Raw genomic sequence first — 24657 nt, 5'->3', positions numbered from 1 at the left:
ATCACAGCAAAAAAGTGTTAGATTGATTACAGTCAATCTAACACTTTTTCACTTTTGTCCCAACCTCTTTAGTTAAATCGTTGGGCAATCATATCGTAAATATAACGCGCTTGGTCATATTCTGGTTGAATCGTAAATGCCTGCTTCAAATGATACATAGCATCCTCTGTTTGTTCTGTAGATACCGCATACAGAACACCTAAATTATAATGAGCATCTGCATTATTCCAATCTAGCTCGATTAAATAATCTAATTCCTTCTTACCTTCTTCGAACATTTCTAATGCACATAGCACGATAGCATACGCAAGTCGAATTTGTGTATCTTCAGGCGCAATCTCTGCCGCACGTTGTAAATATGGCAATGCGAGCTTTGGATTTTCCATTCGTTCAAAGCATTTCCCCATCATATAATAAACATCTGCACCTGCAATTTTATGCTGTACTGCTTGCTCATAAAGTTTTAACGCTTCTGCATAGCGGTCCGCATTATAATATAAATTAGCTAAGCCATAATATGCAGTAGCTGCCGTTTCGTCTACAGTAATTGCCTTTTGAAAAAAGCGTTCTGCTCGTTCTGTATCTTCTAGTACAGCCAATAAATTCCCAAAATTCACATAGCCAATTGCATTATCAGGTTCTGCTTCAATTGCTTGGGTAAATAGCTGTGCAGCATCCTCATAACGCTTCTCTTGGAATGCAAGTATGCCCTGCTCGTTAAAATCCAAATCATTTCACCTCTATGTAGCGAAAAGACTGCAAATCCGATCGCTTATTCGTCTACACTGAGTGACTATAGTAACTCAATGTATTTCTTTATTTCCTAAGAAATCAACTGAAATAAGTATGTTTTGCAGCCCTTTTGCAAGTTATCCAACATATGTTAGTTTTTCATTACTTTTAAAGACTTCATCAATTGTACCGCCACCTAAGCAAACTTCACCGTCATATAAAACAACAGCCTGTCCTGGTGTAATGGCACGTACTGGTTCCGCAAACTCAATGTGTGCGCGACCATCTTCTAAAATTTCTACCTCAACAGGTGTGTCTGTTTGACGGTAGCGGAATTTCGCAGTACAAGAAAATTTCCCGGGCAATTTTTTTGTCGAAGTATAGCCCATTTTCACAGCTGTCAGCGAAGTTGAGTATAAAGCATCGTGGTCGAACCCTTGGCCGACAAGTAACACATTGCGTGCTAAATCTTTTCCAAGTACGAACCAAGGCTCACCGTCGCCACCTATACCAAGACCATGACGTTGACCTAATGTATAATACATTAAACCATCATGTTGCCCCATAACTACGCCATCCATCGTTTCCATTTTGCCTGGTTGAGCAGGTAAGTATTGACTTAAAAACTCTTTAAAATTACGCTCTCCAATAAAGCAAATTCCAGTCGAATCCTTTTTCTTGGCAGTAGCAAGACCTGCTTCTTCTGCAATTTTACGCACTTCTTTTTTCTCAATATCTCCAATTGGGAACATTACATGCGCTAGTTGTTCTTGCGATAATTGATTAAGGAAATAAGTTTGGTCCTTATTATCATCAACACCACGAAGCATACGTACTTCGCCATCACCACTGCGATCAATGCGTGCATAATGTCCTGTTGCCAAGTAATCTGCACCAAGATCCATTGCATGTTCTAGGAATGCTTTAAACTTAATTTCCTTATTGCACATTACATCAGGGTTAGGTGTGCGTCCCGCTTTATATTCTTCTAAAAAGTATGTGAAAACTTTATCCCAATATTGCTTTTCAAAATTCACAGCATAATAGGGAATGCCAATTTGATTACATACTTTAATTACATCTTCATAATCTTCTGTTGCTGTACAAACGCCATTTTCGTCTGTATCATCCCAGTTTTTCATAAAAATACCAATTACTTCATACCCTTGTTGCTTTAGCATATATGCAGCAACTGAAGAGTCTACCCCACCTGACATGCCGACGACGACACGAATTTCCGATGGGTCACGTGTTTCGATCATTGTGGTCACCTTTTCTTTTATTCAATTCATATAAACCGAACTATAAGGCTTTGCAAATTTACATAGCATTTAATTAATTCGGTTTAAATTGATAGTAATTAACAAATTATTTTGCCAGCTTTTTCACAATCGCTGCTGTTTTCTCTGCCGCTTGGCGGACAACTTCTTCTGTTAGACCTTGGCCAAAGCTAAAGCGAATAGAGTTTCGTAACTCTTCTGCCCCTTTGCCGTACATAGCAACTAACACATGTGAAGGATCAATTGTACCAGCTGTACATGCAGAACCACTAGATGCACAAATGCCAGCCATATCAAGATTCACTAAAAATGACTCTACCTCCATATTAGCAAAGCTGACATTTAATACGTGCGGTAAAACATTTTGTGTATCGCCATTAACATGAAATACTAAATTTTCATGTGTAAAAACTTCAAGCATAATTTGTTTAAAGCGATTGTACAGTGTTCGCTTACTTTCACGCAACTGACTTGCATTTTCAGCAGCAGTAGCAAAGCCTATAACAGCCGGTATATTTTCAGTACCAGCACGACGTTTTTTCTCCTGGTCACCGCCTAACGCATAGCTAGCAAGTGGTGTACCAGTTTTCTGATAAAGGAAGCCAATCCCTTTTGGCCCATTAATCTTATGCGCAGACACGCTTAATAAATCAACTTGCAAAGCTTCCACGTCTATTATCTCTAAACCATAAGCTTGAACAGCATCTGTATGGAACGACGCTTTATGCTCACGTAACAACTCACCTATTTCAGCAATTGGCTGAATTGAACCAACTTCATTATTGCCATACATAATTGTTACGAGAATCGTATCGTCACGTAATGCCTCTTGTACCGCTTCGACAGTTATGCGTCCATGCGCATCAACTGGTAAATACGTCACTTCAAAGCCCTCTCGTTCTAGCTTCTCACAAGTATGTAACACCGCATGATGTTCGATTTGAGTTGTAATAATGTGCTTTCCTTCAGCAGCTCGCGCAGTAACAGTTCCAATAATGGCCGTATTATCCGCTTCCGTACCGCCACTTGTTAAAATAATTTCCCCTGGCTTTGCACCTATTGATTGTGCTAGGACATCACGTGCATTATCTAAATGTTTGCGCGCCTCTCGTCCAGCTCCGTGAATACTTGATGCATTTCCAAATACATCACGCATCGCCAAAGTCATCGCGTCTATTACCTTGTCATTCATCGGGGATGTTGCCGCATGATCAAGATAGATATATGAATTCATGTTGAAAACTCCTTTATACGAAAACACTAAAGCACTATTCATTCCCAAGTAGTAATAACGTAACAGCGTTTATACCTTTGGAGGTGCTTTAGCCTAGAAATATTAAATATAGAACATATAGCCGTCTGTTGCATTTTCCTCTGTATACTGTGCTAAATCTTCAATAGTCGTTGTATCTAATACATTTTTCACAGCATCACGGATTCGTAACCATAGTTCACGTTGAGGCGCTTCCTCATTTTCGATACCCTCTACAGGCTGAATCGGTCCTTCTAATACACTAATTACATTCGCTGCAGAAATCTCACTAGGTGGGTTTGCAAGCATGTAACCTCCATAAGCTCCGCGAACACTTTTTACCAAGCCCGAATTGCGCAATGGTGATACGAGTTGCTCTAAGTACGCTTCAGAAAGCTCTTTTTCAGCAGCAATTTTGCGTAATGGAATTGGCCCTTCACCATAATGCTTTGCCAATTCAATCATAATCGTGAGACCGTAACGGCCCTTTGTAGAAATTTTCATTTTATCACCCTCAATTAGTCTAGTCAAAATACTACCAACAGTATATCATAATCTCCTCTTGAAGAACTCGGAAATACTCTTGGAAGGTTATGATATACTATGAATTAGAACAAACGTACGAAAGGGGATATTCTTTTGCATAATGAACCACTTGCATATCGGATGCGCCCATTAACGCTAGATGAAATCATTGGTCAACAAGATTTCGTCGGTCCTGATACTGCTCTATACAAAATGATTCAAAATGGGCATGTTCCTTCCATGTTATTATACGGAGAGCCAGGCATAGGTAAAACATCGATAGCAAATGCCATCGCAGGAAGCTCTAAACTACCCTTTTTCGCACTTAATGCGACTCGTGCTGGAAAAAAAGACGTTGAAGATATTGTACAAGAAGCAAGAATTTCTGGGAAAGTTATACTGTTTCTAGATGAGATACATCGTTTCAATAAATTACAGCAGGATACATTACTACCACATGTGGAAAATGGCTCTATTATTTTAATAGGCGCGACAACTGAAAATCCGTATCATGATGTAAACCCTGCTATTCGCTCACGTTGCGGAGAAATTCATCAGTTAAAAAAATTAACAACTGCAAATTTAATAGAACTTATTCAAAAGGCCCTTTCTGATGACAAACGAGGACTAGGAAAGTATCATTTTGCACTGACAGATCCACAAATTGAACAAATTGCAACAGCAGCAAATGGCGATGCACGCAAAGCACTAACATTGCTCGAGTCGATTTATTATGCAAGTGATGAAGTGAACGGACAAACAATAGCTTCTGACCATATTCTAGAACATCTTATTGGCAGAATTGGCGTGTACGGTGATAAAAATGGCTCACACTTTTATAACTTGCTGTCAGCATTACAAAAATCGGTACGTGGGAGCGATACGAATGCTGCGTTGTATTATTTAGCACATTTACTTGAAACAGGCGATTTGGTTGCAGTTAGTCGCCGTTTACTCGTCATGGCCTATGAGGATATTGGTCTTGCCAACCCTCAAGTAGGGGCACACATGCTTGCCGCTGTTCAGGCAGCAGAACGTTTAGGGTTACCTGAAGCACGGATTCCGCTAGCAAGTGCTGTAATTGAAATGTGCCTTGCTTCAAAATCAAATTCTGCAATAGCTGCTATTGATGCTGCTATTGCAAGTATCCACGCAGGTAAAACGGGAGATATTCCACACCATTTACGTGATGCACATTATGAAGGGGCCAAAGATTTAGGGCATGTTGGTTATCAATATCCGCATAACAGCCCTATCGGTACTTTTGGTGGATGGGTAGATCAACAATATTTACCAGATGAGCTTGTTGGTACAGATTTTTATAAACCAGTTATTGCAGGTGAAGAGAAACGGATGGCAAGTATTTACGATAAGCTTAAATCATTCCGTCACAAGTAAAGTGCCAGGCACTCAAACAATTTACCGTACCTTTAAAAGAACGCACGCAACGTAAGACGCAACAGACCGCGAGATAGCGGGGGTTGCTTCTTACAACTTGTGCTGGACGGATAGCGTAATGGAGTGCCAGGCACATAAACAATTTTATCTACATTTCCCTCACAAAAATGAAAAACCATTGTCGTTATGCTTTTCGACAATGGTAATAATTCATTACTTATTAATTTATGGATTCCTTCTCAACAAACAATTTAAATTGCTGTAAACATTGCTTGACGTCACCTTTTTGGGCAAGGACTTCGTCTCTTAAAGCTGCTACCTGATCACTATTTTCTATTACATCACCATATAGAGCGATAATCGCAGCTAATAGCTCCTCATTCTCTTCCTGCTCAATACTTGGTAAAGAACGGGCGGCAGTCGTTAATAAACGCGCTACTTTTTCAGGTGTTTTTTGTAGCTCATTTGAAGAATAATAAATGGATGCAGCTAAAAAATAACAAAGCTTGGCACTACAATCTATAAACAAATGCCAATATGTATTGGCTTTCGGTAATTCACCAGCTCTAGCAACTAAATATTCCTTATAAAATGTTGTAGCTTGTGTATATAAAGGCGTTAAAGCTCTCGTGGCTTTTGTGTAATTATTAGACGTATCTAAATAATCAAATACAATACTATTCATTTTCTCTTGAAGTTTTACGATATCTAAATGTTCACGAATTACTTGTATTTTCATTTTTCCACTCTCCCATGTTCTCATTTGTTTTAGCAAACGCCATTTCCACTTCCCCTAAGTAGATTTGAACATTCCAAACAAGCTGACCTATTATCTCTATATATTGGAATTATTCAAATTATAGCAATAAACCAAAAGAAGAAGTGAGGACATGAAAAAAATAAGGCAATTTCGTGAATTATTAGCATTTTGTGTACGTTAAATTAATTATTTTGGTAAAATTAAACTCTTTGTATATAGTAATCAAACAAAAATTGTTCCTTTTCTTGATTTATTATTTCGACGATGCTACCGTTTGCATATTTTTTAATTCTTTGTTTTGGAATATAAAAATACGCATTATTCGTAATTAGCCATTGGCTTAACGTCAGCTCTGTCGCTGGTTGCTGTTCAGTTAAAATTCGTTTATGCCGAAGTATATCCGCCATTTTGTAAAAGCCATCTGATAATTCATAAGCAGATACATCAAAATTAAAAACAGGTGTCACAACCTGTCCAACATCAAAAATATGTATCGTCTTTCTCTCCTCATCAATCGCTAATTCCACTGTGCTAATTTCATCGAATAGATTCAATCCTCTATATTCCATTTGATAAATTTGCTCCATTATTAATGAATGCCCCCTCTTTTATAACAGCCCTATTGTAACATAGAAAAAGTGAACGTCTGTTGCGTAAGTAACATAAGGGAGCATTTTTAGTCATTTCTCCTACTGATTTTCTTGTCATAAAAGAAAAGAATCTACAAGTCGTCTATGAAAAAGTGAGCATGTGCAGGCACAAACTCACAACTTCCTCAAGGAAAACTTTGCAGATTCTTCTTTTAATTAACATAAAAACATTTTTAATATGCTAGCTACTGCTAAATACAAGACAAATGGCTTAACCTTGTACGCGAGTAATTTTCACATCTTCTACAATTTTATTGACTACCCAACTTGCTGCTATTAAACCTGCAACAGAAGGGACAAATGCGTTAGAAGATGGTGGCATTTTCGCCTTACGGATAGCGGCATCTGGTTTACCCACATGCTCTACGACATCTGGACGTACGACAATCGGACTTTCATCAGAGAATACAACTGTTACCCCTTTATGAATACCATCTTTTCGTAATTTTGTACGAATAACTTTCGCTAATGGATCTGTATGTGTTTTCGAAATATCCGCGATTTTGAAGCGGGTTGGGTCCATTTTATTGGCAGCACCCATACTTGAAATAATTGGGATGTTACGTTTTAAGCATTCTTTCATAATGTGAATTTTATAGATCACCGTATCGCTCGCGTCAATAACATAGTCGATTCCTTGTGCAAAAAATTCCTCATATGTTTCTTCCGTATAAAACATATGCATATCAATTACTTCACATTCTGGATTAATATCAGCAATACGCTCTTTCATAACGCCAGATTTGGATTTTCCTACTGTTGAAAGATACGCTACTAATTGACGGTTAACGTTCGTAATATCTACATTATCCTTATCAACTAAAATAATGCGACCAATCCCACTACGAGCACATGCCTCTGCAGCAAATGAGCCGACGCCACCTACACCTAAAATGGCTACTGTTGTATTTTTTAATTTTTCGAGTCCCTCAGTACCTATCGCGAGCTCGTTACGAGAAAATTGATGTAACATCCTTACACTCTCCATCTATCCAATTTTTATTAGTAAACCTAGTTATATACTAAGATAAAATCAAACCTATATTACATTCTATCATGATATTGTTCAAGTGGAAATTCTCAAAAAGAACTCGCACAGTTGTTGTACTAAAAAATTTCGCATAGAGGGTTGTTTTAGCCTATTTAGACATTTTCATTTTCCCATTTCTCAAAATTTGCTTGAAACGCTTCAATAAATGACACATCTAGTTGAACGTGCGCTTGTTTAAAGGCTCCGACAACCGCCCCACCAATCGGCTCTAAATCAGGTAAAATAAATTGTATCGGCAACTGGTCTGCTAATGCTAATTGTTCAAGGTGCGAAACAATAGTAGGATTATTCGAAAATACACCGCCTGCTAATACTACGGGTACATTTTCTCTCCCCCATGACATGCTGGCATAACATGTTTTTATCGCCGTATAATATTTGACACAAGCGTCTTGCACAATGTGTTTGGCTATACGGTCTCCTTTTTCTGCAACTTGAAAAACATATTTGCCAATTGGTGCAATCACTGTTCTTGGGTGCTCCACTCCATAAATATGTTCAATTAATTGCGGAACACAATCAACTGAGAAATGTTGTAGTACTATATCTGTTAAAACGGTTGGCTGTGCACGCTGATCATAGCTTTGAAAAACAGCCTTTAGCACATGAATACCTAAATCATAACCACTACCTTCATCATCAAATAAGTACCCCCAGCCACCAACACGATTAACCATATGCTGATGGTTGAACCCCATCGTAATCGCACCCGTACCAGCAATTTGGACAATTCCTTCTTGTCCCATCGTACCAGCATATAGCGCAATTAAAGCATCATTCTCTATTACAACGGTCGTCGTCTGATCAACATATTGACGAATAATACTTTCTACTATGCCTTCAGCTTGCCGTTCCTTCACCCCTGCCATGCCAGCAAAGCAACTATGTATTGCTGGCAATATTTGTGGCGTTTGCTCCTGCATTTTCTGTAACAATCCGTGAATTGTTGCCTCAAAATCATGTGCATCCATTGCAGTTGGGTTACTACGTGACGTCATCACCTTGCCATAAATAGTGCCATATTCATCACAAATAACAGCACAAGTTTTTGTACCCCCTCCATCTATCGCTAGCACATACATCCTATTTGCTCCTTTCTATATGAAAAAGGATTAAGCACATACAATTGTCGGCTTAATCCTCCTTTTAAGTTCAATTATTTTGTAAATCCGAATGACGCCCATGGTTGAATTTGCGCTATTAAAAAGCGTTCTTCCTCCACTACCTTGGCAACTACATTTGTAGAGCCAGCATTCGGCATTTCCTTTAAAACTATTTGTAGTTCACCTTTATAGCGAACATCTAAATTATTATCAATCGTGACATCCCCTAGTTGCAATGCATGCGTATCGTGAACTGGGAAATCACCATTTTTATATTTCACTCTCGATTGTGTACTACGAATAACGTAATCCGATACATCACCTCGATTAAAATGAGGCTCTTTGAATAAGACTGCTTCTTCTAACACCGTTGTTTCAGAGGATGGTACAACTTTCAGCTCCAACTTATGCCGATTTAATTGTCCTAATGCTTTTAGTTCTTCCTCTGAGGCATACATATTGCCAATAATACAATCATCGATTAAGCCTGTATGCCATAAATCTTTCGCTTGCACAGTAATCGGTAAATCGCGATGCTCTTCTAGTGTTGGTAGGCCATGCTCGGTTTTTTCCCAAGGACCGTACAGTGCATGCTGCGATGAAATCATCGCAGCTGTCCGTATATGGTTGGCTTTAAAATTTTTAGATGTTGCAAGAAAATGCTGTCTTGAAAGACCCGTAAATCGTCTTGGATAAAAATTATGACAGCCTATAATATTGTCACGGTTCGGTTGGTAGGATAATATATTATCCACATATTTCGTTCCATTACTAATATTTAGCTCAATTTTTAACTGACTATCATCAAAAGACATTAACGCTTCCTCTTGACCTGAGAATCCCATATCTAAACGCAATGCCGCCAGATGGTAGTGTTCTTTAAAATAATCAATATTTTTATACGTTAAGCCTAAATCTTCAAAAACAGCCGGTGCAATATCAGCAGAAATATCAAAGCCTAGCTGTTTTGCAAAATAATTGATTTGCTGCAATTTAAGCTTTTCATGTTCATTGTTTAAAGATAGAAGACATGTAAAAATACGATCAAAACCATTATCGTGTGCTAGCTGAACATATTGTTGCATTTCTTCTAGCGTGCTGTGCTGTGGATAGAGTGAAATTCCTAATCTTCTCAAATGACAATACCTCCAATGCTTAGCTATTACACTTCTACTTTTGGATTCTCAGCTGTAATTTCAGCTTGTTGTTCTTGTGCTTGCTCTGCCTTTTTTTGGTCTTGTTTAGCAATTCGGTTTGCCATCGCTAAGAATGGAAGATAGATACAAACTGATATCACAATTAACGCAAGACTTAAAACAGCTCCAGTCCAAGATTGTGTCACTAAAAATCCGTTAATTATAGGCGGTGTAGTCCATGGGGCTGCAACAGTTGCCGCAGGAACCCAACCCCATTTTGTGACAAAGAAAGCAATTGTTACGTTTACCATTGGCGTTAAAATAAATGGTATAAATAAGATTGGATTTAAAACGATTGGTAGACCAAATAGTAATGGCTCATTAATATTAAATAGCCCTGGTGCCGCGGATAATTTTCCAACGGTATTATATTGCTTGTTTTTCCGTGCAATAATGAAAATCGCGATAATAAGTGCAATTGTCGTACCCGATCCACCCATATTGACGAATGCATCAAAGAATGGCTTATTCACGATATAAGGTGCAACTTTGCCAGCAGAAATTGCTGCAACGTTTGCATCAATCGCAGGTAAATTAATCGTTTGCATAAATGGCTCGATAATGTTAGCACCATGAACACCTAGCGTCCATAAGAATGCTGGAATAAAGGCTAAAATTATGGCAGCAACCCACGTATTTGTTAAGCCCATAAACGGCTCCTGAATCGTTGAATAGAATGAACCAACAATATCTGGAATATCAAAACCTGCAGAAATAATTGTACGAACTAATGCAAAAACACCAATTGTAATAATAGCTGGCAGCAATGCTGCAAATGATTTCGAAACTGCTGGCGGTACCCCATCAGGCATTTTAATTAGTAGCTTACTATTACCTGATAACCTACAAAATAATTCAGTAGACAACAAGGACACGATAATGGCGATAAATATCCCGCCCGTTCCAGTTGTTAAACCTGATAAACCGCCTTCACCAAACGTACCGAATGTCAAATAACTTGAAAGACTAATAACCCCAGCTGAAAGACCGTCTTTGTTATAACTTTTTGCTAAGTTATAAGCAATTGCGAACGCGAGTAACAGCGACAGAATACCAAATGTCGCACCCCACATATTTCCGCCCCATTGCGTCCATGTTTCATGCTTCCAAATGGAGTCCAGTGCATTTTGGTAAAAGTCAATTGGTAAGTTATTAATTAATACAGCTAACGAGCCTACAATTGTCAATGGCATAATCGTAATAAAACCGTCACGAATGGCAACTAAATGACGCTGACTCCCAACTCTAGCAGCTACCGGCACAAATTTTTCTTCTAAAAATCGGAACATTCCACACACTCCCTTTGCTTTTTATTGTGACATCAAAAACTGATGTTACTCCCCTTTGATTTGTTCATATAGTTCGATCATTTCTTGCGCTAAATCACGAAACGTTATTGCATTCATTAAGTGATCCTGTGCATGAATTAATAGCATCGATACTTCGACTTTTTCTCCCCTTGCTTCCTGCGTTAACAATGCTGTTTGTGAATGATGAGCCTCGACTAGCGCTTCATTTGCCTGCTTTATTTTTTCCTTTGCTTCGTTAATTTGCCCCTTTTTTGCTAACTGAAGTGCTTCCATACATTCACTTTTCGTATTACCACTATGGACGATTAAGCCCATAATGGACTGCATCATTGCTGTTTCATCCATTGGCTTGCCTCCTCATCCAATTAGCTTCAATGCCTGTTGTAAGACATTTCCACCGTTCATCATGCCGTAATCAGCCATATTGATTACATCAATTGGCAAATTTAAATCTTTGAATTTTACTTCGAATGTTGATTTTAAGTAACGAACTTGCGGTCCAAGTAACAGTACATCTGCCTTCTTATTTGCTAAAACTTTATCTACCTCACTTTCAGCTATAGCAAAAATATCAGCTTCAATATTTTGTTCCTGTGCAGCCTTCTGCATCTTCGAAACTAGTAAACTCGTACTCATCCCTGCAACACAAACTAACATAATATTTTTCATCGTCAGCACTCCCTTTTTGTTTTTTTAAATTTAGAACCTTTTAACGAATTGACGACTCCAATGAAATCGCTTTCTTATATTGAGAATAGCACCAATTGGTATATACCACAATATACTTTTTTAGTCATTTTATACCTTTTCAAAGCTAATAAATAATTGGGCTATTGCTTCGATACTTGCTAAATAATGGCTTTAACTAACTGGTATAGTCCAGAAAAATATTCAAAAAATTTTTTCGTTTTTTATCATCTGCTGCAGCAAGTTAAAAATATTCATAAAATGCAGGTCGCTTCGCTGGAATTGCCTGTTGCCAATGGTGTATTTCTTCGTCACCTAGCTCTTTATTCGCAAAAGTCACTGCATCTTTCACACTAAGATAACCGACCATCATCGCAGAAAATAAGTTGATTGGTAATGTAAGCATATGCTTTTCACACATGGAATTTTCCTCAATTATCGAGATCTCACCATCTTTATTTATCATGTAAATATGTTCATTCCACGGACAAAAGTGATCCTCTAGACGAACGTACAAAGTTTGCTGTAAATCTCCCCATGGATAGCGTTGCATAAAGGCAAAAGCATCCACGATTCTGACCATGACATCTTGTATAATCTTTTTTGGAAATTGTGGATTTTCAAAATTAAAACCAAAATGGCTATCTTTTGCCGTAATTCCTTCGATCGTGTGTACACTTGCTGCATGTGATGTTATAAAGCGCCATAGTGCTTGTTCTGCTAAATGATCCTCCACAATAAAGTCATGAATTGTAAAGATGCCATCTTGAATCGTATAGCGGATATACCCTACTATTTTTTGTTCCAGAAAACACGCAGCAAAATGGCTTTCAGGTGATCTTCTTTCAATGCGTTTCCACCATGCTGCGTCACGTAGCATCCCACCATTTGTAACACTTGCCTGTGCATTATGAAATTGTTGAATTGCTTCGAACAACGTACTATCCGGCCATTCAAAGCTCATACGTTTTACAACATCTAACTGTTTGCCGAAATGAGGAAACTGTGAGTTAGGAATAGCATAATGTAGTTTGTCAAAAAATAATTCCCAACCAAAATAACGGTAAAAAGAAACGGAAAAGGGTGCAAGTACCGAGATGGTTTGCCCATGTTGTCGCATTTCCTCTAGAGAAGCAGTCATTAGCTTTTTTATAATTCCTTGCTGACGGTACTCAGGATATGTTGCCACAAATCCAATACCACCCATTTCATAGTTTTCACCATGTATCGTCATATTAAGCGGTAGTATTAATAGCTGCCCAACAACCTTATCGCCATCATAAGCACCTAAAGTTGCACTATGCTCAATCCAATAATGAAAATCATCGCGCCGCGCACCGCTATATTTATTTGGAAAGCAATAATCTCGTAATCGATGAATTTGTTGATAATCTTTTGCCGGAACGTATTGTATGTTCATGACGCCCTCCTTATTTTCAGAATATTCAAAAATAAGAACTTAAATACCTAGATGTTTTTTTACATATGCTTCAACATCAGATGCAGTTGATAGCATTAAAAGGTGCTCAATATGGTGAACTAACCGCTCCTTTGAAAGCTTTGCAATATGTGCCCTCGTTTTGAGAATGGAAGACGCATTCATGGAAAACTCATCTAAGCCTAAAGCAAGTAAAATAGGTATTGCTATTTCATCTGCTGCCATTTCACCGCACATACCTACCCATTTTCCCTGCTTATGTGCTGCATCAATAACATTTTTTATAAGTCTCAGTACTGCTGGGTGATATGGTTGATATAGATAAGAGACATTTTCATTCATACGATCTGTTGCCAAAGTATATTGAATTAAATCATTTGTACCGATCGAAAAAAAGTCTACTTCTTTTGCAAATAAATCAGCAATCATCGCAGCTGCCGGAATTTCTATCATTATTCCGAGTTCAATTGCCTCAGCTATTGCAACCCCTTGTGCTTGCAAATGTGCTTTTTCCTCATTCAACAATTGCTGTGCCATTCTCCATTCATCTAACGTTGCAATCATTGGAAACATTATTTTCAAGTTGCCATAAGCACTTGCTCTTAGTAATGCACGTAGCTGTGTACGGAACATTGCTTGTTGGTCTAGGCAAATACGAATCGCTCTATAACCTAAAAATGGATTCATTTCAGCTGGTAGCTTTAAATAAGGGAGATGCTTATCACCACCAATATCCAATGTCCGAACAATCGTTGGCTTTCCCTGCATTTTTTCAAGGACTGTGCGATACGCATGAAACTGTTCATCTTCACTTGGGAGTTCCTGCCGTCCCATATACAAAAACTCCGTTCGAAATAAGCCAATACCATCTCCAGCTGCATCTATTACCTTTTCCACATCTTCTGGCTTGCCGATATTGCCCGCAAGCTCAATACTATGTCCGTCCTCACTTACGCTCGACATTGCTCGATATTGAAGGAGCTCGTGTCGCTGCTGCTTGAGCATCTGCTGCTGTTGCTCATAAAATGCTGACACTTCTGGTGTAGCATTGATAATAATATTGCCATTTGAGCCATCCATAATAATTGGTGTGCCATGTTTAATTGTCTTAGTAGCCGTTTTTGTTCCAACGATTGCTGGTATATCTAGTGAGCGTGCGAGAATAGCAGAATGAGAAGTTTTCCCACCAATATCTGTTATAAATCCTTTGACATAATTAGTATCTAGTTGTGCCGTCATTGATGGTGTTAAATCTTCTGCTACGATGATGACATCTGTTGATAAACGGCTCATATCTAGTAGTTCAACATTTAATAAATGGGCTAATAAACGCTTTGATACATCACGAATATCAGCTGCTCGCTCTTGCATATAAACATTATCCATTCCTTCAAACAGTCCGATAAACATCTTGGAAACTTCATGTAAGGCATACTCAGCATTACTGCCTGTTTTAATTTTCTCTTCAATGGCTGCTAACATTTCAGGGTCTTCTAGCAATAATAAATGCGCAGCAAATATAGCCGCCTTGTCCTCGCCAAATTTATTCTGAGCGAGTGTTAAAATTTCTTGTAATTCCCTCTTCGATTGCGCGAGTGCTACTTTAAAACGTTCCAATTCTGCCTGTATATCTGTTATCGTTAATTTCTCAAATGATAAATCTGGTTCTACTAAACAAAAAGCATTAGCAAAGGCAATGCCTTCAGAAACGGCAATACCCTGTATTTCTAACATTCTTCACCAATTCCTTTAGTAACAATCACTTCTGTAACTGTTTGCATTAGCTGTTTTGCATCTGCTCCTTGTGCAGAAACCGTAATCGTACTTCCCGTCACGATGCCTTGCGCCATAACCCCCATGATGGACTTCAAATTGACAGACTTATCATTGTAAGTTAACTGAACCTCACTCTCAAATGGTGTGACAGCACTTACTAATAGCGCTGTTGGCCGAGCATGTAAACCTTCTGGTGTTGTAATTTTAAATGTTTTTTTCATCGATACCCCTCCAAATTTCACTCAAAATTAATGCGAGATTGATAGTTTGCAATCATCAATTCGTTATGATGCTTATTCGATTCAACATTGTTACTTTCAAAAACAGGCAATACTTCCTGACAATCAGCCAATGACTCAATAACGTGACTGAATAGCGCTTGAAGAATTGCAGAACCAATCACCGTCGACGCAGGTGCGTATTGCATCTGTTGATGGTGCAATAGACCATCCCCTACAGGAATATGTGTGTTGATAACAACATCCACAACATCCTCTAAACGTTTTCCACTAATATGACGTGTTGGTTGTTCACAATACTCAAGTGATTGCATAGACATAACAAGGATACCCGACTGTTTTGCTAGTAATGCCGCATCTATTGGGGCATTATTTCGACCAGATGTGGAAATGACGATGCAAACATCATTTTCCTGAAATTGAAATTCATCTTTATGTCGTACGATAATCGTTGGGTCCTTTTCATTTTTTGAAGATGTTAAAGCTCCTGCATATAAAGTTAATGGCTCGACCGTAATTGGACGTACAGGCACAAGTCCTCCCGCACGATAAAATGCATCTTGTGCTAAAAGATGTGAATGTCCACAACCAAACAATTGGACAATTCCACCACTTTGAAGACGTGAAACAATCATTTGTGCAGCTTCTGCTAATAGCGTATTTTCCTGCTCTAGCACAAGATCTAATAGCCTTTGTAGTTCATGAAAATAAGCACGCATCATATCACCTTTTAATTTCACTTATAAATTTGTATCGATCAGCACGATAAGTACTTCGCACAAGTTCGAATGGCACGCCATCTGCTAAATAACTTGTTCGTTTAATAATTAAAACCGGTGCAGTACTATTGATTTGCAAATATTTACTATCTTCTTTTGCTACAATTGCCGCTTCCATTTGCTGAATGGCATTGCCAATTTTCTGATGGAATTTCGCTTCAATAAGCGCATACAACGAACCCATAATTTTCTTTTCATCTAATTCAGGATATACTTTCACTGGAATATAGGTTCTTTCAATCGCCATCGGTTTAGAATCGGCACTTCGTATCCTTGTAACGAAAAATACTTCCTCACCCCGTTCTAACATTAAATCTCCTGCAATATCTAACGGTGGTACAATTTTTTCGAAACGTAGTACTTTACTAGTTGGTTCCATACCTCTTGCACGCATATCCTCCGTAAAACTTGTTAATCCCATTAATGGCTGTTCCAACTTTGGATTGGCAACATAAGTACCTCTGCCTTTTTCACGATAAAGCAATCCACTATTTACTAAATTGGTAATCGATTGACGGACAGTCATTCTACTCACATCAAATTGAACTGAAAGCTCTCGCTCTGATGGAATATTTTCGCCAATTTTGTATTCCTCTAAATAAATCCGTTGCTTTAATACTTCTTCTATTTGTATATAGATTGGTATATGAGAATTTTTATCTAACACGCCTTGCACCATCCTATCGCATTTTTACTATTATTTCTCAAATACAATTTTTCCCCGACAAATAGTTTTTTCAATATTTAAATGTTGATCTAACAAAATGACATCTGCATCAAAGCCTTCTGCAATACGGCCTTTTGTGCGTAATTGTAATTGTTCCGCAGCATTTGTTGAGGACATTGCAACAAGCTCTGACAACGAACAATTTGTGACCGCTTTCATATTTTTCACTGCTTGTTCCATCGTCAATACACTTCCAGCTAATGCTCCATTCGGTAAATGTGCTCCGCTTTCTGTGACATGGACTGTTTGACCACCTAAATCATAATCGCCATATTGTAATCCTTTTGCACGCATAGCATCTGTAATTAAAATAATACCTGCTGCCCCTTTAACTCGGTAGGCAAGTTTTACAGACATAGGATGGCAATGCACAAAGTCTGCAATGATTTCGACTTTTACAGCATCTTCAACAAGTACTCCCCCTACAACGCCTGGATCTCGATGATGGAATGGTCGCATTTGATTGTATAAATGCGTTGCCTGTCTGACACCTAGTGCTACTGCTCTCTCTACCTCTTCAAATGTTGCATCTGAATGACCGATTGATACAATAACCCCTTGCTTGTAAAGCTCTTCAATAAACGGGAAGCCACCTTCTAGCTCAGGTGCAATGGTTATTTGTTTAATGCGGTTGTTACTTAATGTTTGCCATTGCGCAAATTGTTCGCTTGATGGCAGAATCATATAGTCGATTGGCTGAGCACCTGCACGTTTCGTTGACACATAAGGACCTTCAACGTGGATACCTAATAAACTGGCTTCATTGTCACCATCTTCAAATTGCGAGATTGTCTTTAATGCATTTTCAATCGCTTCTGGCGCTTGTGTCATCGTCGTTGCAAGAAAGCCTGTGACACCTTCTTTAACTAATGACGCAGCCATATTATGAAGCGCTTGCTGTGTAGCATCCATTGCATCATTGCCTGCCGATCCATGAATATGCATATCAATATAGCCAGGAAATAGTAACAAGTCTTTCCCCTTGCCTTCAATATATTGCTCTGCCTTATCGAATAATTCTTTACCTACTTTAATTATCTTGCCATTCTCAATCAATACGTCACCTTTAAAAGGTATCTCGTTATGGTTGACGATCGTTACATTGGAAATTAATAATGTACTGCTCAATTTAACACCTCCGCTGTCTATGTTTTTACGAAGCTTACTTTTTAACGTAAGGACAAGCTATGTTATTTGGTATAGTTGTCTATACCAATTATAGTATGGAAATTCAAAAATAAAAAGTAAATTTTACAATTTTTCTTATTTTTCGTTTAATTTAGTAAATAACACCCTATGCTTTTTAGGCGTAAAAATGCTGGGACAAAACAGAAAAAGTGTTAGATTGACTTTAATCAATCTAACACTTCTTCGTTGTAAACGTTAAGGTTCGCTACGGCAGTCGCTATTGGACATACCGTACCCCTAGACTCTAGTATGCTATGTATGGACGAATCCCGATTGTGCCGTAATGCCAATGAAACATTCGTTTTGAACCCGCAATTTGCAGGTGGGTGCCCGCTTTATAGCTTTAAACGTCCCTCTCCAAAATGGGGCTTGTTTGCCACTACAAAATTAGATGGCTCCCGACGATATAGTGTTCGGTCAAAACTGTTAAATAGAGATAGCAGTTAGACAAACACATCAGGATTCGTATTACAGTTATAATAACACCATATTTCAGATAATTCAAACGATTTCTAGCAAAAAAATAAATTCTTTCAAAAAACGCAAAAAATACCTAGATTCCCAACATTTTTTGTTAGAGAATCCAGGTATTTTGCATTACTTTTATCTTTTAAATGTTTTAATTGCCAAACTTAATTCGCTTAATTGATCTGGAGACACTTCACTTGGAGCATCTGTCAATAAGCAACTTGCACTTGCTGTTTTCGGGAATGCAATTGTATCACGTAAATTATTACGACCAGCAAGTAACATTACGAAACGGTCAAGACCAAATGCAAGACCTGCATGTGGAGGCACGCCATATTCAAACGCTTCTAATAAGAAGCCAAATTGTGCTTGTGCTTCCTCATCTGAGAAACCAAGTAGTTTAAACATTTTTTCTTGTAAATCACGCTCATAAATACGTAATGAACCACCGCCAAGCTCATAGCCGTTTAATACGATATCGTAAGCTTGTGCGCGAACTGCAGCAGGGTTTGTATCCATTAATTCGATATCTTCGTCAAATGGACGAGTGAATGGATGGTGCGCAGCTTTGAATCGGCCATCTTCTTCAGAGTACTCGAATAAAGGCCAGTCCGTAATCCATAAGAAAGCAAATTGTGACTCATCGATTAAGCCTAAATCTTGACCTAATTTTGTACGAAGAGCACCTAGAGATGCTGCAACTACATCAGCTTTGTCAGCTACAAATACTAAAATATCACCGATTTCAGCACCCATACGCTCGATTAATGCAGCAGCTAATGCTTCATCAAAGAATTTTGCGATTGGTCCATTTAATCCTTCTTCTGTTACTTTCAACCAAGCAAGACCTTTTGCGCCGTAAATACCAACGAATTTTGTAAGCTCATCCATATCTTTACGAGAGTATTTATCAGCCGCACCTTTAATGTTGATACTTTTCACTTGCTTGCCTTGTGCTACTGTATCAGCAAATACTTTGAAATCACAGCCATCGAAAACTTCGTTTAACGCTACTAATTCTAAACCGAAGCGAACATCTGGTTTATCTGAGCCGTAACGATCCATTGCTTCTTGGTATTTCATGCGTTGGAATGGCGCAGGAATATCGATGCCTTTTACATCTTTCATAACAGCTTGAATTAAACGTTCGTTCATTTCTAAAACTTCTTCTTGTGTTAAGAAGCTTGTTTCGATATCAACTTGTGTAAATTCAGGTTGACGGTCAGCACGTAAGTCTTCGTCACGGAAACAACGAGCAATTTGGAAATACTTTTCAAATCCAGCTACCATTAATAATTGTTTAAATAGTTGCGGAGATTGTGGTAATGCATAAAACTCGCCTTCGTGTACACGAGATGGTACTAAGTAGTCACGAGCACCTTCTGGCGTTGATTTTGTTAAAATAGGCGTTTCTACTTCTAGGAAGCCCTCATTTTGTAAGAAGTTACGAATTGTACGTGTTACGTCTGAACGCATTTTGAACGTATCGAACATTGCAGGACGTCGTAAATCTAGGTAACGATATTTTAATCGTAAATCTTCTGATACATCCGTACGATCTTCAATTTGGAAAGGAGTTGTCTTCGCTGTATTAATAACGATTAAGCTTGTCGCTTCCACTTCAATTTTGCCGTTTGGCATATTTGGATTGATTTGATCTTCCGAACGAAGAATTACTTTTCCTTCAATTTCGATTACGTATTCGCTACGTACTTTATCAGCTAAAGCATGTGCTTCTGCTACATCAGGACTAAATACAACTTGTGTAATACCAGTACGGTCACGTAGGTCGATAAAGATTAATCCACCTAAATCGCGACGACGTTGTACCCAACCTTTTAATACAACGTGTTCGCCTTGTAACGTTTCAGAAAGCTCGTTACTAGCATGTGTTCTTTTTGCCATTTTGCATTTCCTCCAAAATCATTTATTTAATAAGTAGTTCACTAATTCTGAGAAGGCTACTTTTTGCTGCTCCCCAGATGCCATATGCTTTACTGTTGCTGCTTGCTCTTCTATTTCTGTTTCACCTAAAACGATAGTATATTTAGCACCTAAACGGTCTGCAGATTTCATTTGTGCTTTCATTTTTCGATCTAAATAATCCATATCAGTAGAAATACCTTTTGCACGGAATGAGCTTGTTAGTTCGACTGCTTTTAGTTTCGCTTCATCGCCCATAGCAATCATGTAAACCTCTAATGCTGATTCTGTATCTAACTCTACCGCTTCAGCTTCAAGTGCTAATAATAAACGTTCGATACTTAACGCAAAGCCGATGCCCGGTACATTCGGACCACCGATTTCTTCTACAAGCCCATTATAACGACCACCACCGCAAAGCGTTGTAATTGCGCCAAAGCCATCAGCTGTTGACATAATTTCAAATGTCGTATGGTTGTAGTAGTCAAGGCCACGTACTAAATTCGGGTCTACTTCATATGAAATACCTAGCGTATCTAGATACGTTTTAACCTGAGCAAAATATGCCGCTGATTCCTCTGTTAAAAAATCAGTTAATGCAGGGGCAGTTGCCATTAATGGATGCTCACGGTCTACCTTACAATCTAAAATACGTAATGGGTTTTTTTGCAAACGATTTTGGCAATCAGAGCAAAACTCATGGATATGTGGCTCAAAGTGATTAATTAGTGCTGTACGGTGTGCATCACGCGTTACTTTATCACCGAGTGAGTTGATGACTAATTTCAAATCTTTTAAGCCTGTTGATTCATAAATGTCCATTGCTAATGCTATCACTTCTGCATCGATTGCAGGGTCAGCTGAGCCAATGGCTTCAACACCAAATTGTACAAATTGACGGTAACGACCAGCCTGTTGACGTTCATAACGGAACATTGGTCCTAAATAAGATAGCTTCACTGGTTGATCGGGTGCACCAAACATTTTATGTTCAACATATGCACGAACAACCCCAGCAGTATTTTCTGGACGTAATGTTAATGAACGACCACCTCGGTCTTCAAATGTATACATTTCCTTTTGCACTACATCAGTTGTTTCTCCAACACCGCGCGCAAATAAATCTGTTTGTTCAAAAATAGGTGTACGAATTTCGTTATATCGATACACACGACAAATATCACGAATAATTGCTTCGACCTTTTGCCATTTTTCTGATTGACCTGGCAATATATCTTGGGTCCCTCTTGGCACTTTAAAACTCATGTAAATACCTCCTTTTCAATTGCTTATGAGCCAGCCTTCGTATGTAAAGCGCGAAACAGCAGTACAGAGCGACTTTTTTTAGAGAAATCCAACAAAAAAAGCCCTCGCCACCTTGCAAAATTGCAAGGGACGAGAGCTGTATATGCTTCCGCGGTTCCACCCTAGTTGACGCACAAACTACATTGCGTCCTCCTCATAATCGGGTAACGGCCGATTCCGTTTTTTCCTACTAAGTATTCCTTTTCAGAAAAAAGCCTCTCAAGTGTTATTCGCCTTATACTTTTTTGTAGGAAAGATTGCAGCCTAAGTCTTTCCCTCTCTTTTCCAATAGAGGTATACGCTACTTGCTTGGTCATAAGCGGTTAATCATTTTTTGATTACCCTTTATGTTAGTCACAACACAAGGTAATGTCAACTGTTTTCTTATTTTTCACAAAGTAGTTATTAAAATAATGATTTCTGTTACCTTTTTCCCTCGAATTTTATCATGAAAACATGGTAAAATAGCACAAGAAAAGGAGGGGTCCAATGACGACAAAACTTATACATAAAACCATTATCTTTGTCCTATTATTAACATTTTTGTTTCCAAGTATCATCAATAAAGAACTAGTATTTGCCGATTCGAGTGATTTAAAAGTTACTGGAACTATACTTCATTTACGCGAAGGACCTGGGCTCTCTTACCCGATTATTACAACATTAGATGAAGGTGATTTGTTAACATCCATCGGTCGCGAAGGTGATTGGATTCAAGTAAAAACAGACGATTATGAAGGATGGGTAGCATCTTGGCTAACAGCTTCTATAAATGAGCAACAAACAATTGATAAAACGGTCATTTCCCAAGTTGATCGCCTCAATATCCGTACTGACCCGGATATTTCATCACCAGTCCTTGGGCAGCTGTCAACAGGCAATCAAGCAGCACTCATAACAGAAAATGGTGAATGGGCAAAAATTAATTGGAATGGACTAGTCGGTTGGGTATCTGCAGACTATGTGACAATTAATGAAACAACAGAAAAAACAACAACTGACCAAGTAGTAGAAGTATCTACAACAACCGAACCTAAAGGTACTACATTTACTATTTTAGTCGATACGTTAAATGTCCGCAAAAAGGCAGATTTAACATCCAAAAAAATAGGGACAGTTTCGAATGGACAATCTTTTAAAGTACTAGCACAAGAACATAATTGGGTTCAAATTCAGTACAATAACAAAAAAACTGGTTGGGTATACAGCTTCTACGGGACATTTTCTGATACGGTAAAAACGACTGCGAAAACTTCAACGTCATCATCACCATCATCATCATCCTCGCTTGAATCTGTCACAATTATTTATAATGGGACAAACTTACGTACTGACGCGACCACAACTGCGGAAGTTGTTAAACGTGTAGATGCTGGCGAAACCTATCCAATTGTAGGTGCTAAAGATGATTTTTACGAAATACAATTAGAAGATAAAACCGCATTCGTCGCAAACTGGGTAGTCTCCACTTCACAAAGCACAGCGGTAACAACTAGCTATACAAAATCTGAGCCTCGAAAAAAAGGGACTCTAAACGGACTTACAATTGTTGTCGATGCTGGTCATGGTGGAAATGACCACGGTACAACTGGTCAGCGAGGAACTGACGAGAAAGATATAACATTGAAAACTGCGTCTCTTCTCGCATCCAAGTTAAGTGCAGCTGGTGCAAATGTTGTGATGACACGTGAATCAGATGAATATGTTGCACTTCGTAAACGTGTATCCGTTGCCCACCAGCATGATGCAGATGCTTTTATAAGTATTCACTATGACGCTACTGATAATAGTTCAATTTCAGGTTTTACCTCCTACTATTTAAATAACAATCAAAAAGGGCTTGCTGAAGCAATACACAATGGCCTTGCAAGTAAAATTAACATTAAAGATCGTGGTACACAGGAAGGAAATTACTTAGTACTTCGTGAAAACCGACAAAAAGCAGTGCTTCTGGAGCTAGGTTTTTTAAGTAATGCCAATGAAGAACGGATCATTACAACGGCTAAATTCAGAGAACAGGCTACACTCGGTATTTATCAAGGCATTTTAGATTACTTTGATGCAAATGAATAAAAAAGAACCTTCATTTTCTTATAATTTTAGAAAATGAAGGTTTTTATTTGTTTGTGTTTATTTTGTCCAATGTAACCCATATAATTTCCTCCATACGAATAAAGAAGGGTGTATGATCAAACTCGATAACGATATGGTCAGATAATACAGAGGTTAAAATACCTTGTTGGATACTTTTCTCTGTTTGCACTACAATTATTTGGCTAATCATCAACTTAAGTGTTTCATATAAATAAGGATTGGATATCCTTCCTATTTGCGTCATCGACGATACACTTCCTTCCTACAAATTTGCCATTCTTTTTAGTATATGTAGGAATGATAGAAAATGTACCTCTATTTTGACTCAAGTAGGATCGTGACTGGACCATCATTCGTCAATGCAACGTCCATCATAGCACCGAAAATACCGGTCTCTACTTGTAAGCCGTATCCACGTAAAGCATCATTAAAAGCCTCCCACAACGGTGCAGCTATTTCCGGTCTTGCTGCACTTGTAAAGCTCGGACGATTGCCCTTTTTTGTATCCCCATACAATGTAAATTGAGATACAGATAGGATTGCGCCACCATGCTCTAAAATGGAATGATTCATTTTCCCTTCACTATCTTCCCATAAGCGTAGATTTGCAATTTTTTTTGCTAGGTATGCGGCGTCTTCTGCTGTATCCTCATGTGTAATACCAACGAGAAGCACATAGCCTTTATCAATAGCACCTGTAACTTCCCCTTGTACCGTTACAGATGCGGCCTTACTACGCTGTAAAACTACTTTCATAATGTTTAACCCCTCAATCT

At 38.4% G+C, this 24657-nt stretch carries 24 protein-coding genes, 1 other RNA gene and 1 other annotated feature; of the genes, 2 read left to right on the top strand and 23 right to left on the bottom strand.

Translation table 11 applies throughout. The features are described from left to right. Positions 1-68: 68 nt before the first annotated feature. From NSQ74_RS11695 to cymR, 4 genes are all read right to left on the bottom strand, one after another. Entirely contained in the window at positions 69-728 is a 660-nt protein-coding gene (locus NSQ74_RS11695) for a tetratricopeptide repeat protein (protein ID WP_340823494.1), read from the bottom strand. 141 nt (positions 729-869) lie between these two features. Further along, the gene (gene mnmA, locus NSQ74_RS11690; protein ID WP_340823493.1) at positions 870-1994 is read right to left on the bottom strand and encodes a tRNA 2-thiouridine(34) synthase MnmA; all 1125 of its coding nucleotides are present in this window, start codon (positions 1992-1994) and stop codon (positions 870-872) included. A 106-nt stretch (positions 1995-2100) separates the two neighbouring features. After that, a complete protein-coding gene (locus NSQ74_RS11685) occupies positions 2101-3246 on the bottom strand; it encodes a cysteine desulfurase family protein (protein WP_340823492.1) in 1146 nt (381 codons plus the stop codon). Positions 3247-3348: 102 nt separating this feature from the next. Then, the gene (cymR, locus tag NSQ74_RS11680) at positions 3349-3768 is read right to left on the bottom strand and encodes a cysteine metabolism transcriptional regulator CymR (RefSeq protein WP_340823491.1); all 420 of its coding nucleotides are present in this window, start codon (positions 3766-3768) and stop codon (positions 3349-3351) included. Between the two features lie 135 nt (positions 3769-3903). On the opposite strand from cymR, the gene NSQ74_RS11675 reads away from it, so the two are divergent. Next, on the top strand, positions 3904-5187 hold the full coding sequence (locus NSQ74_RS11675) for a replication-associated recombination protein A (RefSeq protein ID WP_340823490.1): 1284 nt from the start codon (positions 3904-3906) through the stop codon (positions 5185-5187). Positions 5188-5407: 220 nt separating this feature from the next. Here the strand turns inward: NSQ74_RS11675 and NSQ74_RS11670 are convergent, their stop codons facing one another. The 17 genes from NSQ74_RS11670 to hisS form a co-directional block, all read right to left on the bottom strand. Continuing rightward, positions 5408-5926, bottom strand: coding sequence for a hypothetical protein (locus tag NSQ74_RS11670; RefSeq protein WP_340823489.1), 519 nt, complete (start codon positions 5924-5926; stop codon positions 5408-5410). A 221-nt stretch (positions 5927-6147) separates the two neighbouring features. Further along, entirely contained in the window at positions 6148-6534 is a 387-nt protein-coding gene (locus NSQ74_RS11665) for a hypothetical protein (RefSeq protein WP_340823487.1), read from the bottom strand. Between the two features lie 274 nt (positions 6535-6808). Further along, positions 6809-7570 (bottom strand): tRNA threonylcarbamoyladenosine dehydratase, encoded by a 762-nt coding sequence (locus tag NSQ74_RS11660; RefSeq protein ID WP_172772163.1) that lies wholly within the window; start codon positions 7568-7570, stop codon positions 6809-6811. 170 nt (positions 7571-7740) lie between these two features. Then, entirely contained in the window at positions 7741-8730 is a 990-nt protein-coding gene (locus tag NSQ74_RS11655; protein WP_340823485.1) for an N-acetylglucosamine kinase, read from the bottom strand. A 74-nt stretch (positions 8731-8804) separates the two neighbouring features. Beyond that, on the bottom strand, positions 8805-9887 hold the full coding sequence (locus tag NSQ74_RS11650; RefSeq protein ID WP_340823484.1) for a DUF871 domain-containing protein: 1083 nt from the start codon (positions 9885-9887) through the stop codon (positions 8805-8807). Positions 9888-9913: 26 nt separating this feature from the next. Next, on the bottom strand, positions 9914-11245 hold the full coding sequence (locus NSQ74_RS11645; RefSeq protein WP_402762285.1) for a PTS sugar transporter subunit IIC: 1332 nt from the start codon (positions 11243-11245) through the stop codon (positions 9914-9916). 36 nt (positions 11246-11281) lie between these two features. Continuing rightward, positions 11282-11602, bottom strand: a complete 321-nt coding sequence (locus NSQ74_RS11640; RefSeq protein ID WP_340823480.1) for a PTS lactose/cellobiose transporter subunit IIA — start codon at positions 11600-11602, stop codon at positions 11282-11284. A 12-nt stretch (positions 11603-11614) separates the two neighbouring features. Further along, positions 11615-11926 (bottom strand): PTS sugar transporter subunit IIB, encoded by a 312-nt coding sequence (locus NSQ74_RS11635; protein ID WP_340823478.1) that lies wholly within the window; start codon positions 11924-11926, stop codon positions 11615-11617. Between the two features lie 262 nt (positions 11927-12188). Beyond that, positions 12189-13364 carry a GNAT family N-acetyltransferase gene (locus NSQ74_RS11630; protein WP_340823476.1) on the bottom strand — a complete coding sequence of 392 codons (1176 nt, stop codon included), beginning with the start codon at positions 13362-13364 and terminating at the stop codon, positions 12189-12191. A gap of 39 nt (positions 13365-13403) precedes the next feature. Continuing rightward, positions 13404-15116, bottom strand: a complete 1713-nt coding sequence (ptsP, locus tag NSQ74_RS11625) for a phosphoenolpyruvate--protein phosphotransferase (RefSeq protein WP_340823474.1) — start codon at positions 15114-15116, stop codon at positions 13404-13406. Further along, positions 15110-15379, bottom strand: a complete 270-nt coding sequence (locus NSQ74_RS11620; RefSeq protein WP_340823472.1) for an HPr family phosphocarrier protein — start codon at positions 15377-15379, stop codon at positions 15110-15112. The genes ptsP and NSQ74_RS11620 overlap by 7 nt, the downstream gene beginning before the upstream one ends. Positions 15380-15396: 17 nt before the next feature. After that, positions 15397-16119 carry an SIS domain-containing protein gene (locus tag NSQ74_RS11615; protein ID WP_340823471.1) on the bottom strand — a complete coding sequence of 241 codons (723 nt, stop codon included), beginning with the start codon at positions 16117-16119 and terminating at the stop codon, positions 15397-15399. Position 16120: 1 nt separating this feature from the next. Beyond that, positions 16121-16843, bottom strand: coding sequence for a GntR family transcriptional regulator (locus NSQ74_RS11610; protein ID WP_340823470.1), 723 nt, complete (start codon positions 16841-16843; stop codon positions 16121-16123). 30 nt (positions 16844-16873) lie between these two features. Beyond that, complete coding sequence (gene nagA, locus NSQ74_RS11605; protein WP_340823468.1) at positions 16874-18031, bottom strand: N-acetylglucosamine-6-phosphate deacetylase; 1158 nt, start codon at positions 18029-18031, stop codon at positions 16874-16876. A 322-nt stretch (positions 18032-18353) separates the two neighbouring features. Beyond that, positions 18354-18557: non-coding RNA, 6S RNA (ssrS, locus tag NSQ74_RS11600), on the bottom strand. Between the two features lie 137 nt (positions 18558-18694). Continuing rightward, a complete protein-coding gene (gene aspS, locus NSQ74_RS11595) occupies positions 18695-20464 on the bottom strand; it encodes an aspartate--tRNA ligase (protein ID WP_340823466.1) in 1770 nt (589 codons plus the stop codon). An 18-nt stretch (positions 20465-20482) separates the two neighbouring features. Then, positions 20483-21748 (bottom strand): histidine--tRNA ligase, encoded by a 1266-nt coding sequence (gene hisS, locus NSQ74_RS11590; RefSeq protein ID WP_340823464.1) that lies wholly within the window; start codon positions 21746-21748, stop codon positions 20483-20485. 122 nt (positions 21749-21870) lie between these two features. Next, positions 21871-22113, bottom strand: a binding site (T-box leader). A 163-nt stretch (positions 22114-22276) separates the two neighbouring features. On the opposite strand from hisS, the gene NSQ74_RS11585 reads away from it, so the two are divergent. After that, complete coding sequence (locus NSQ74_RS11585) at positions 22277-23860, top strand: SH3 domain-containing protein (protein WP_340823462.1); 1584 nt, start codon at positions 22277-22279, stop codon at positions 23858-23860. A gap of 43 nt (positions 23861-23903) precedes the next feature. On the opposite strand, the gene NSQ74_RS11580 is transcribed toward NSQ74_RS11585, so the two are convergent. Together NSQ74_RS11580 and dtd are read right to left on the bottom strand one after the other, a co-directional pair. Beyond that, positions 23904-24125 carry a DUF2642 domain-containing protein gene (locus tag NSQ74_RS11580; RefSeq protein ID WP_340823461.1) on the bottom strand — a complete coding sequence of 74 codons (222 nt, stop codon included), beginning with the start codon at positions 24123-24125 and terminating at the stop codon, positions 23904-23906. A 71-nt stretch (positions 24126-24196) separates the two neighbouring features. Then, positions 24197-24637, bottom strand: a complete 441-nt coding sequence (gene dtd, locus NSQ74_RS11575) for a D-aminoacyl-tRNA deacylase (RefSeq protein ID WP_340823460.1) — start codon at positions 24635-24637, stop codon at positions 24197-24199. Between the last annotated feature and the right edge of the window lie 20 nt (positions 24638-24657).

The sequence above is a fragment of the Lysinibacillus sp. FSL W8-0992 genome (assembly GCF_038008685.1).
Taxonomy (GTDB): Bacteria; Bacillota; Bacilli; order Bacillales_A; family Planococcaceae; genus Lysinibacillus.
This window is presented reverse-complemented; position numbering and strand designations above follow the sequence as displayed.